This is a genomic window from Solimonas variicoloris DSM 15731, from assembly GCF_000382285.1.
GTDB lineage: Bacteria > Pseudomonadota > Gammaproteobacteria > Nevskiales > Nevskiaceae > Solimonas > Solimonas variicoloris.
Window position 1 is genome coordinate 194,915 of sequence record NZ_KB907927.1, and the last position, 11,460, is coordinate 206,374.

Annotated in this window: 7 protein-coding genes; 3 read left to right on the plus strand and 4 right to left on the minus strand. The window is 70.7% G+C overall.

All coding sequences use genetic code 11. The features are described 5' to 3' along the window. Nucleotides 1-90: 90 nt before the first annotated feature. The 4 genes from H149_RS22010 to H149_RS19860 all read right to left on the minus strand — a co-directional run bounded on the left by H149_RS22010 (nt 91) and on the right by H149_RS19860 (nt 8,196). Nucleotides 91-2,865: a Calx-beta domain-containing protein gene (locus H149_RS22010; RefSeq protein ID WP_051101800.1), complete on the minus strand. Its 2,775-nt coding sequence runs from the start codon at nt 2,863-2,865 to the stop codon at nt 91-93. A 132-nt stretch (nt 2,866-2,997) separates the two neighbouring features. Beyond that, a complete protein-coding gene (locus H149_RS23085) occupies nt 2,998-3,345 on the minus strand; it encodes a hypothetical protein (protein ID WP_154654654.1) in 348 nt (115 codons plus the stop codon). Between the two features lie 97 nt (nt 3,346-3,442). Beyond that, entirely contained in the window at nt 3,443-4,198 is a 756-nt protein-coding gene (locus H149_RS19855; RefSeq protein ID WP_020648764.1) for a 4'-phosphopantetheinyl transferase family protein, read from the minus strand. Beyond that, the gene (locus tag H149_RS19860) at nt 4,198-8,196 is read right to left on the minus strand and encodes a non-ribosomal peptide synthetase (protein WP_020648765.1); all 3,999 of its coding nucleotides are present in this window, start codon (nt 8,194-8,196) and stop codon (nt 4,198-4,200) included. The genes H149_RS19855 and H149_RS19860 overlap by 1 nt, the downstream gene beginning before the upstream one ends. A gap of 202 nt (nt 8,197-8,398) precedes the next feature. Here H149_RS19860 and H149_RS0105620 point away from each other — a divergent pair, with 202 nt between their 5' ends. From H149_RS0105620 to H149_RS19865, 3 genes are read left to right on the plus strand one after another with little or no spacing between them, the layout of a single operon-like run. Continuing rightward, on the plus strand, nt 8,399-9,292 hold the full coding sequence (locus H149_RS0105620; protein ID WP_020648766.1) for an SLBB domain-containing protein: 894 nt from the start codon (nt 8,399-8,401) through the stop codon (nt 9,290-9,292). Further along, nucleotides 9,292-10,713, plus strand: a complete 1,422-nt coding sequence (locus H149_RS0105625; RefSeq protein ID WP_020648767.1) for a GumC family protein — start codon at nt 9,292-9,294, stop codon at nt 10,711-10,713. The genes H149_RS0105620 and H149_RS0105625 overlap by 1 nt, the downstream gene beginning before the upstream one ends. Continuing rightward, nucleotides 10,710-11,447, plus strand: a complete 738-nt coding sequence (locus H149_RS19865) for a CpsD/CapB family tyrosine-protein kinase (RefSeq protein ID WP_020648768.1) — start codon at nt 10,710-10,712, stop codon at nt 11,445-11,447. Before H149_RS0105625 ends, H149_RS19865 begins: the two co-directional genes overlap by 4 nt. Nucleotides 11,448-11,460: the final 13 nt, after the last annotated feature.

Genomic DNA, 11,460 nt, shown 5'->3' on the forward strand with positions numbered 1-11,460 from the left:
GCAAAAAAAGAAAGGGCCGGACGACGGTCCGGCCCTTCCTGCCCCCCAGGTGCCGCCCGCGGGCGCGGACGTCACCTCCAGCTCAGCGCGTCACTTGGTGACGGTGAAAGCCGACGGCGTCCATGCCGCGTACTTCGAATTGAACAGCGCGATCTGCGCGGTGCTGGCACCGGACGGAATCGTGACCTTCAGCTGCGTATCGCTGACAACCTGGAAAGTCGCCGACGACGAACCGAGCGTGACCCGTGACAGGCCAGTGAAGCCCGAGCCCGTGATCGTCACCACCGTCCCGACCGCGCCGCTCTGCGGCGAGAAGGTCTGGATGTACGGCTGCGCATAAGCGGTCGAGCCGCCGTTGATCGTCACCGTGGCCGACGACGGCGAGCCGAGCGCGGCGCCGCCGGAGGTCGTGCTCAGTTTCAGCGAGAACGACTTGCTGCCGGTGAAGGCCTTCTGCGTGCTGAGCGGAATGCTGATGGTCTTGGCCGCGGTGTCGCCCGAGGTCCACTGCAGCGTGCCGCTGGTCGCCGTGTAGTCGGTGCCGGCGACGGCGCTGCCGTTGACGGTCGCGTACTGCACGCTGACGGCGCCGCTGGAGCCGCTGGCACGACCGACGCTGAGCGTGGCAATGCCCGTGCTCTGCGCGACGCTGTAGCTCGACGCGCCGAGTGCAAGCGTGCCCGGCGCGGTCGTCGTCGACGACGACGAGGTCACGCTGAACGGGCTGCCCGACCAGGCCGCGTACTTCGGGTTGATCAGTGCGATCTGGCCGCTGCTGGCATTGCTCGGCACGGTCAGCGTCAGTGAGGTGTCGCTGCCGACCTTGAAGGTCGCGGCGGTGCCGGCGATGGTCACGCTGCTCAGGCCGGTGAAGCCCTTGCCGCTGATCGTCACCGTCGTGCCGGCCGGACCCGAGCTCGGCGTGAAGCCGGCGATGTACGGCTGCGTGTAGCTGGTCGTGCTGCCGCTGCTGCTGCTGCCGGAGCCGTTGATCGTGACGCTGGCGCTGGCCGCGCCGAGCGTGGCGCCGCCGGATGTGCCGGACAGCGTGATGCTGAAGCTCTTGCTGCCGGTGAACGGCGTGGCGTTGCTGATCGCGACGCTGAAGCTCTTGCTCGCGGTGTCGCCCGAAGCCCAGCTCAGCGTACCGCTGGCAGCCGTGTAGTCGGTGCCGGCGACCGCCGTGCCGTTGGCGGTGGCGTACTGGACGCTGACCGCGCCGCTCGAACCGCCGCTGCGCGCGACCGTGACGGTCAGCGTGCCGGCGTTCTGCGTGACGCTGTAGCTCGACGCGCCTAGCGCGAGCGTGCCGGCCGAGGCCGTGACCGCCGAACCGTTGATCGTCACCGTGGCGATGTTCGGCGTGGCGAGCGCGGCGCCGCTGCTGGCGCCCGACAGCGAGACGGTGAAGGTCTTGCTGCCGCTGAACGGCGTCGCGTTGCTGACCGGAATCGTGATGGTCTTCGCCGCGGTGTCGCCCGCGGCCCAGCTCAGCGTACCGCTCTTGGCCGTGAAGTCGGTGCCGGAAACGGCGCTGCCGCCGGCGGTCGCATAGCTGACCGAGACCGCGCCCGTGCCGCCGCTGCGATTGACCGACAGGCTCACCGAACCGGCGCTCTGGCTGACCGTGTAGGCGCTCGACGACAGCGCGATCGATGCCGCGCTGGTGCCGCTGGTGCCCCACAGCTTCTGCAGCAGCGCCATCTTGTCGGTGCGCACCTGCAGGTTGTCGTCGAGGATGCCGCCGGTGTCGCCGCTGTTCGGCGTGTAGCACCAGTAGAAGCTGTCGCGCATGCCCTTGCCGAGCATGTAGTCGACGAAGGCGTTCTGCCAGGCGACGTCGCGCGGATCACCGCCGATGCCGTAACGGCCGCCCCACTCGCCCGGCACGACCGGGTGCGTCGGATAGAACTGGCCGAACAGCGTCTCCCAGTCGGCCGCCAGATTGGCCGGGAAGTTGGCGGCGTTGAACGTCGACTTCACGTAGACGTCCGGGCCGTAGGTGTGTGGGCTCAGCACCAGCTTGTCGGCCGGGATGTTGAGCGGCTGGTAGCGCTGCGGCTGGAAGTCCTCGCCGTAGTTCATCGGGATGTTGCTCTTCTCGACGCCATCCCAGTTGCCGTTGATGCCCTGCACGAAGATCATCAGGTTCGGATTGGCCGCAAGCACGCCGGCGGCAGCCTTCTCGGCGGCATCCTTCCAGTAGTTCTTCGACTGCGTCATGTTGGCGTCGCCGGTGCTCCAGCGCACGATGCCGTTCGGCTCGTTGTAGATGTCGATGGCGAAGAAGTGCGGCAGGTTGGCGTAGCGCGCGGCGACGAACTTCAGATCGCGGATCCAGTTGTCGACGGTGTAGGCCGAGCTGTTGTAGATCAGGCCGAAGTCGGCGCTGTTGTCGACGAACCAGGTCGGATACTGGCGATCATTCGAGACGCTGTGGAAGTCGAGCATGACGTAGAGGCCCTGGCGATCGGCCTCGGCCATCCACATGTCCATCGCCTGCAGCGGCGTCTTGCCGATCAGGTCCGCGTTCTTGCCCGGATCGACGTAGCTGAGCTGGTCGACCGGCGTCGTCACGTACAGCGTGTCCGGCACGTACGGCAGACGCACGGCGTTGAAGCCGAGCGCCTTGATCTGCGCGATCTGCTCCTTCCAGCCCATCGACCACAGATACTGCGGCTGCAGGATGTTGGCGTTGAAGCCGTAGTGGCTGATGCCGCGGATCGGTACCTGCTGGCCGCTGGCGTCGTAGATCTTGCCCTGCTGCGCGTAATAGCCCGCGGCGCTGGCGGCCGGCGCCGCGACGGCGCCGACCAGCGCCGCAAAGAGCGCGCCCAATGCCCGGAGTTTCAGGCTCGTTTTCATGTGGGTCCTCATGTGTATTCAAAATCGGAGACGGCCGCCGGACAGCGCGCGGTGGCCAGTCGAAACTGCGTGTGCACGGTCGCCAATCCAGACGCCGCATGCGCGGCTTTCGCACCGAGAGGTAGATAATTTCTACCCCAGCGGCGTGGATGGATTGCGCGTCTGCCGCTCGTCCTGACGCGGCACGCCGGCCATCTGTGTCCGCTCGCCGACACAGCGCAAAAATCTCCCGGCAGCGGTACCGCGCGCTGCGCCCCGGCGGCCATTGCGGCGGCGCGCGAAGCGCCGATCGACGGCATCGCGGGCGCCGTCGCGACGGACGGTGATGGCGATTTCATGCGACAGCTCCCGTGGCGACACGGCGACGCACGCGAGCGCGCGCCGACCGGACGGCCGTTTCTGGTTTTGCGATTGAAAGGGCGCCGCGAACGGCGCCCTGCATGCACGGTCACTCGGGAGCGGCGAAGACCGGGTGGTCACGGCGCGCTCCGAGGCCGGCGGGAGCTACCTTATGGCGCGGCGATGAACGTCGCTTGACCGCCATCCGTGCGCTGGCGAACAGCGGCGGCGCACGGATTCATGGCAGGGCGGCGGCGGGTGCCGCGACGCCGGTCGCGACCCAGCGCTCGGCATAGCGATAGCGGCCGTGCCAGACGCGGCCGGACGCGGCCGCGGCGAAGCCGTCCCGCGGCACGACGCGGAAGCGCCCGGCGGCCGCCGCCGGCGTCTCGATCGCGACGACGACGTCGTGAAACTCGAGCCACTGCCGGGTCAGCGCGTACTGGCACTTGTAGAACGCTTCCTTGGCGCTGAAGACCAGCGCCGCGAGCCGCTGCCGTTGCGCGAGCGGTTGCCGCGCCAGCTGCTGCAGCTCCGCCGGCGTCAGCAGCTCCGGCCAGACGACGGGCGAAACGTCGGCGACGACTTCGATATCGATGCCGAGCGCACGCACGATCCGCTCCGGCGCGGCCACCGCCGCGCACAGGCCGCCGGCATGGCTGATGCTGCCGGCGTAGCCGCTCGGCCAGCGCGGGCGGCGATCGGCGAGCGGCGGCAATGCGCGCGGCGCCACGCCGAGACGCTGCAGCGCGTGGCGCGCGCAGGCGCGTCCGGCGGCGAATTCGTGCAGGCGCTTGCTGCTGACGGTGCCGAGCGCGCTGCGCTCCGCCGGCAGCAGCCAGGCCGGATCGCCCGGCGCCCGGCATTCGGCGGCGGCGACCACGCTGTCGAAGAGCCCGGCGAGCAGTGCCGAATCGCGGACCGCGCCGGCGTCGACGCCATCCTCCGGCGTCGCACCGGTGCTGGCACTGCCCTCGCCGGCCGCGTCGCGCATCACGTCGGCGACGCGACCGCGGCGTCGATGCGCGCGGCCATCTGCCGCGCGCCCGGGTCCTGGAACATCGTGAAGTGATCGCCGTCGATCACCGTGACCTCGACGCCGTCGCTGGCGAACGCGCCCCAGCCCATGTCGTCGTCGAGGAAGCGGCCGCCGGGCTGGCGCCGCGAGCGGAACAGCTGGATGCGGCCGTCGAAACGGCCCGGCTCGTAGCCGGTGGCGGCGACGCGCAGATGCTCGAGCAGCCAGCGGTCGTAGTCCTCCGGTGACAGCCGGCGGCGCCCGAGCAGGTCCTTGCTGGCGGCGTCGGACCACAGCGCCTGCAGGCGCTTGGCGAAGCCGCGGTTGGCGATGAAGCTGCGCCACGACTGACGGCCATGCCAGAGGTCGGCGATGTCCAGTCCGATCAGCTGCAGGCGGTGCGAAGTCTCGGCGAGCGTGCGGCGCAGCCACGACATGCGCCGCACGTAGCCGGGCACGTAGCCATCGATGACGATCAGCTGCTCGACGCGCTCGCCGGCGGCCTGCAGCTGGCAGGCGATCTCGAACGCCAGCGCCCCGGCGATGCACCAGCCGAGCAGGCGGTACGGGCCGTGCGGCTGCTCGCGGCGGATCAGCTCGACGTAGCCGGCGGCGATCTCGACGAAGTCGCGCGGCATCAAGGCCGGATCGCTGCCCGGATCGAACAGCTGCAGGCTGGTGAACGGCTGCTCGTCGCCGAGCCGCCGCGACAGCAGGAAATAGATGCCGGTGTTGTTGACCGCCATCAGCGGCGTGCGGCCGCCGTCGCTGCGCAGGCGCAGCACCGGCCGGAAGTCGTAACTGCGCTGGCCGCTGAGGTCGACCAGCGGCGCGAGCTGCGCAAGCGTCGGCGCATTGAACAGCGTCGACAGCGTGATGCGCGCGCCGAACTCGGTCTCGATCTGCGCCAGCATGCGCGCCGCGAGCAGCGAGTGGCCGCCGAGCTCGAAGAAGTTCGCGCCGCGGCCGATGCCGCGGCAGCCGAGCAGGCCTTCCCAGATCAGCGCCAGCTTCTGTTCGACCGCTGTCTGCGGCGGTCCGCCGTCGTCGCGTTCGCCCTCGCGCAGCGCCGGCGGCGGCAGTGCGCGCACCTCGACCTTGCCGTTCTGGTTGCGCGGCAGCGCGTCGACGATGGTGATCGCCGCCGGCCGCATGTAGGCCGGCAGCGACTGCGCCGCTTCGGCGTGCAGATCATCGATCAGGTCGACGGCATCGCGGCCGGGATCGCGCAGGCTGACGTAGGCACAGAGCGCGGCGTCGCCGTGCTCGCTGTGCCCGACCATCGCGTAGGCTTCGCCGACCGCCGGATGGCGCAGCAGCACCGATTCGATCTCGCCGAGCTCGATGCGGAAGCCGCGCAGCTTGATCTGCGAGTCGGCGCGGCCGACGAACTCCATGCGCCCGGGTCCGCGCCAGCGCACGATGTCGCCGCTGCGGTACATGCGCGCACCGGGCGTCGCCGCGAACGGATCCGGCACGAAGCGCGACTGCGTGAACTCCGGCCGGCCGACGTAGCCGAGCGCGAGCTGCTCGCCGCCGATGCAAAGCTCGCCCGGCGCGCCCACCGGCACCGGCTCGCCATGCGCGTCGAGCACGTAGAAGCGCAGGTTCGGCAGCGGACCGCCGAGTGGCACGCTGGCGTAGCGACGCAGCATGTCCGGCTCGATGCGCAGCACCGAGGCGTAGATCGTCGTCTCGGTCGGGCCGTAGACGTGCCACAGCTCGCTGCCGGTCGCGAGGATGCGCTCGGCCAGTTCGCGCGGCGTCTTCTCGCCGCCGCACATGGCCTTCAGACGCGGCCGGCCGTCCCAGCCGGCGGCGAGCAGGAATTGCCAGGTGACCGGCGTCGCGAACATCACGGTCGCGCCGTGCTCGCGCAGCAGCGCCAGCAGCGCCGCTCCGTCGACGACCTCGCGTTCGGTCGCCAGCACCAGGCGCGCGCCGCAGGACAGCGTCGCGAAGACTTCCAGGCCGGAAATGTCGAACGCCACCGAACTGACCGACATGAACACGTCCTGCGCGGTAATGCCCGGCTGCGCGCGCACCGCCCACAGCAGGTTCGCCAGCGCGCGGTGCGGCACCATCACGCCCTTCGGCTGACCGGTCGAGCCCGAGGTGTAGATGATGTACGCGAGATCCATCGGCCGCGTCGCGCGCGGCGGCGGCAGCGCCGGACGCGAGGCGATCGCGCCAGCGTCCTCGTCGATCAGCAGCAGCGGCACGTCGAGCTCCGCCAGCGGCGCGCGCAGGCTGGCGCGCGCGACCACGGCGGCGAGCCCGGCGTCGCCGACGATGTAGGCCAGGCGTTCCGGCGGATTGCCGGTGTCGAGCGGCACGTAGGCGCTGCCGGCCTTGAGGATCGCCAGCAGCGTGACGATCAGCTCCGGCGAACGCTTCAGGAACACGCCGACCCGGCGGCCGTCGCCGTAGCCGCGCGCGCGCAGCTCGTGCGCGAGGCGGTTGGCGGCGGCGTCGAGCTCGGCGTAGCGCAGCGACTGCCCGTCGCAGACCACGGCGATCGCGTCCGGCGCCGCGGCGACACGCGCCTCGAAGAGGTCGACGACATTGCGCTCGAGCGGAAACTCGGCCTCGGTGCGGTTCCAGTCCAGCGTCAGGCGGCGACGCTCGGCGGCGTCGATCAGCGGCAGGCGCGAGATCACCTGCTGCGGCCGCTCGACGATCGCGCCGAGCAGATGTTCGAGCTGCGCGAGCAGGCCGCCGACGGTGTCCGGCTCGAACAGGTCGGTATTGAAGTCGCAGGACAGGCGCCAGCCGTCCGGGCGCTCGACCATGAACACGTTGAGGTCGTGCAGCGCCCCGGCCGACACCGACGGCATGTCGATCAAACGGAAACGTCCGTAGCTGCGATTGGCGATGAACGAACGCTGCATCACGAAGTTGATCGAGAACAGCGGATTGCGGCTGCGGTCGCGCGGCGGCCGCAGCACCTCGATGATGCGCTCGATCGGCATCGCCTGATGCTCGAGCGCGTCGACGACGGTGTCGGCGACGCGGCCCAGCAGGGTCTCGAACGACGGATCGCCGGACAGATCGTTGCGCAGGACCAGCGTGTTGACGAACAGGCCGATCAGCGCTTCGAGTTCGGGTTCGTCGCGGGTCGCGACCTGCGTGCCGAGGGCGATGTCGCTTTCGCCGGTGTGGCGCTGGAACAGCACCAGCAGCGCCGTCAGCATGGTCATGAACAGCGTGCAGCCCTGTTCGCGCGAATAGGCCGCCAGCGCGTCGGTCAGCGGCCGCGGCAGCAGGCGCGAGATGATCTGCGCGTTGGCGCTCATCACCGGCGGCCGCGGCCGGTCGGTCGGCAGCTCGAACTGCGTCATGCCGCGCAGCTGGTGCTCCCAGTAGGCGGCGTGCTCGGTCGCTTCGGCGCTGCCGAGCCATTGCGACTGGCGCTCGGCGTAGTCGCCGTAGCCGGCGCGCAGTGCCGGCAGTTCGGCGACGCGATTCTCCTGCAGAGCCGCGCAGAACTCGCCCATCTCGTGCGCGAGCAGGCCGATCGACCAGCCGTCGCAGACGATGTGGTGCAGCGTCACCAGCAGCACCGAGACGTTCTCGGCCAGATGCACGCGCACCACGCGCAGGAACGGCGGCGGCCCGCTCAGGTCGAACGGTGTGCGCGCCTCGCGCAGCGACAGGCGCTGCAGCTCGGCCTCGGCGGCCGGACCGGCGAGCGTGCGCAGGTCGATGTCGGCGATGCGCAGCGTCGCCAGCGGCTCGACGCGCTGCAGCGGCTCGCCGTCGATCTCGACGAAGCGTGCGCGCAGCACTTCGTGGCGACCGATGATGAGCCGGAACGCCTGTTCGAGCTCGGCGGTGGCGACCTGACCTTCGAGACGCCAGCGCACGGCAACGTTGCATGCCGAGTTGGCGCCGCCGTAGAGGCGATCGAGCGCCCAGAAGCGGCGCTGCCCGAGCGAGCAGCGCTGCATCGGCGCGACGCTGCGGGAGGACACGGCCGTCTGGCCGGCGTCCCGCGATGTGGCTCCTGCATTCATGAGATGTCCGGCACACGCCGCTCCGATGAAGATCCCTTCGTCTTCGGTGCGCAAGTTAGGAGCGCGAGGACGGTCCGTCTGTTCGACATCGAACAGACGGCAGAGGCGGCAGGCTCGAAGAATCACGCCATCGTCGTCACCGATCACGCCGGAGCTGTCCATGAGCACTGTCCATCGTCCCGCCAGCGCCGCACGCCGTCGCGCCGCCGCGGGCCTCGCCGTCGTCGGCCTGCTGCTGGCCGGCTGCACGACGCCGGCCGAGCGCCCGCTCGCCGCCGCGCCGCCACCGTCGGCCGCCAGGCTGCTCGCCGCCACCGGTCCGGAGCCGGCCCTGCTGCAGCTCGGGCCGGGCGACGCCGTACGCCTGCAGGTTGCCGGCCGTCCCGAGCTGTCGACCACGCTCTACGTGTCCGACAGCGGCGAGCTGGAAGTGCCGATGGTCGGCCGCGTCAAGGCCGCCGGCCTGTCGCCGGCCGAGGCGGCGCGCAACATCGCCGGCGCGTTCCGCAGCCGCGAGCTGCTGGTCGATCCGCAGGTCACGCTGGTGCTCGACCGCTATCAGAGCCAGCGCATCTCGGTACTCGGCGAGGTGCGCTCGCCGGGCCGCCTGCCGCTCGAATCGCGCACCACGGTGTTCGACGCGCTGGCCCAGGCCGGCGGCACGACCGAGGAAGCCGCCGACCTCGTCTACGTGATGCGCACCGCCGCCGACGGCACCGTCAGCCGCGTCCCCGTGCCGCTGCGCGTAGGCAACGCCGCGGCGAGCACGCCGATGGAGATCGCGCTGCGCGGCGGCGATGCGATCTACGTGCCGCCAGCCGAACGCTTCTACATCTACGGCGAAGTCAACGCCGCCAACATGTATCGCCTCGAGCCCGGCATGACGGTGCTGCAGGCGATCTCGCGCGGCGGCGGCCTGACCGTGCGCGGCAGCGGCAGCCGCATCGAGATCTCGCGGCGCGGCGCCGACGGCCGTCTCGCCACGATCGACGCGGCGCCCGCCGACCGCGTGCTGCCCGGTGATGTCATCCGCGTCAAGGAGCGCCTCTTCTGATGAGCAACCAACTTCCCGCGCTCAACGTCGCCAACACCGTCGCGCTGCCGCCGCTGGTGCCGCTGAACTACGTGCATCCCGGGCTGTCGCTGGCCCAGCTGCTGGCCATGCTGCGCGCGCACCGGCGCCGTATCGCCGCGATCTTTCTCGCCGTCGCCGCGCTGGTGATCGGCGCCTCGATGCTGCTGCCGCGCACCTACGAGTCGACCGCGACGCTGCTGGTCCGCTATGAGGTCAACGACCCGCTCGGCGGCAAGGAATTTCCGCTCGGCCTGCTCGGCGGCTACATCGCGACCCAGGTCGAAATCCTGCAGGGACCGTCGGTGCTGCTGCCGATGATCGAACAGCTGCACCTGACGCAGAAGCGCACCTACAGCGCCGGCTTCAAGGGCGACGCCGCCGACCTGCCGTCGTGGGTGATGGAGCGCGTGCGCAAGCGCCTCAGCGTCGAACAGGGCCCCGCCGGCAGCCAGCTGATCCACATCCACTACGCCGGCACCTCGCCCGACGAAGCCGCCGAGGTCGCCAACACCATTGCGCAGATCTACGTCGCGCATCAGAACACGCGTCTGACCGAACCGGCTTCGGCGCACGCGACGCGCTATGCCGCGCAGCTCACCGAGCTGCGCGACAAGGCCGACGCCGCGCAGCAGGCGCTGACCGCGTTTCGCGAACAGAACGCGCTGATCGACGTGCGCACCGAGATGGAAGCGCTGACGACGCTCGAACAGCGCCTGCTCGAAGCGCAGAACGCGCGCCGCGCCGCCGAGGCGCGCGCCGCCGGCAACGTGCAGGTCGGCCAGGCGGTGCTCGGCTCGACGCTCGTGCAGTCGCTGAAGACGCAGCTTGGCGTACTGCTGACACGCAAGGCCGAGCTGCAGTCGACGCTGGGGCCGCGCCATCCGGACATGCAGGCCCTCAACGCGCAGATCGCGCAGGCGCGGCAGGCACTGGCGGCCGAGATCGGTTCGTACTCGCGCGGCGCCAGCGCCGATATCGATGCGGCCCGCGCGCTCGAACAGAAGGTGCAGGCCGCGGTCGACGCGCAGCGCGAGAAGACGATGAAGGTGCGCGACCTGCAGGACCAGGCCTCGCGCCTGGAGCTGGAGCTGAACTCGGCGCAGGCGGTCTACAAGCGCGCGCTCGACGGCTACGACCAGGTCGCCTTTGCCTCGCAGAGCCAGTACAACAACGTCAGCCTCGAAAGCGCGGCGATCAAGCCGCTGCGGCCGGCGAGCCCGAGCTCGCTGAAGTTCGCGGCGCTCGGCATCGCCCTCGGCGGCGCGCTCGGACTCGGCCTGCCGCTGGTCTTCGAGCTGCTGCGCCGCCGCGTGCGCTGCCGCGACGACCTCGAACGCGACCACGGCATCCCGGTGCTGATGGAGTTCGCCCCGATCCCCGCCCTCGGAGTCCGCTCATGACCGTCACCCAACGCGACCCGGTCGTGCTGCACGCGCGCGCCGCCCATCCGTTCGCCACCGACGCCAGCGGCGGCGCGCTCGACGAAACCACCCGCCGCGGCCCCCCCGGCCGCGCCGATATCAGCCTGGTGATCGCCCACCAGCCGTTCGATGCGCACAGCGAGCGCGTGCGCGCGCTGCGCACCGAGCTGCTGCTGCGGCGGCAGGGCCCCGGCGCGCTGTGCGTCGCACTGCTCAGCCCCTGCCATGGCGAAGGCCGCTCGCAACTGGTCGCCGAACTGGCGATCGCGTTCGCGCGCACCGGGCGGCCGACGCTCCTGGTCGATGCCGACCTGCGCCGGCCGCGCCAGCACGAGCTGTTCGGCGTCGACAACCGCACCGGCCTGTCCGACGCGCTGCAGGACGGCGCGCCGCCGCTGCTGCACGCGGTGGAAGGCCTGCCGACGCTGTCGCTGCTCAGCGCCGGCCGCACGCCGCAGAACCCGCTCGAACTGCTCGCCGACGACCGCTTCGGCGCGCTCGTCGACGGCTGGCGCGCGAACTACGGCTTCGTGCTGTTCGACACGCCGCCGGTGCGCGATTTCAGCGACGCGCTCGCCGTCAGCACCATCGTCGGCCAGGTATTGACCCTGTCGCGCGCGCAGCACACGCCGTATCACGACGCGCGCGAGCTGCTCAAGCGCCTGGCGGCGACGCAGGCGCGCGTGCTCGGCGCGGTGATCAACCACTTCTGAACCGGTAACGCCG

Bases quoted from the DNA above. Each gene is read 5' to 3' on its own strand.
- H149_RS0105625 (WP_020648767.1), top strand. From the start codon at position 9,292: ATGAGCAACCAACTTCCCGCGCTCAACGTCGCCAACACCGTCGCGCTG.
- H149_RS19855 (WP_020648764.1), bottom strand. From the start codon at position 4,198: ATGCGCGACGCGGCCGGCGAGGGCAGTGCCAGCACCGGTGCGACGCCG.
- H149_RS19865 (WP_020648768.1), top strand. From the start codon at position 10,710: ATGACCGTCACCCAACGCGACCCGGTCGTGCTGCACGCGCGCGCCGCC.
- H149_RS0105620 (WP_020648766.1), top strand. From the start codon at position 8,399: ATGAGCACTGTCCATCGTCCCGCCAGCGCCGCACGCCGTCGCGCCGCC.
- H149_RS22010 (WP_051101800.1), bottom strand. From the start codon at position 2,865: ATGAAAACGAGCCTGAAACTCCGGGCATTGGGCGCGCTCTTTGCGGCG.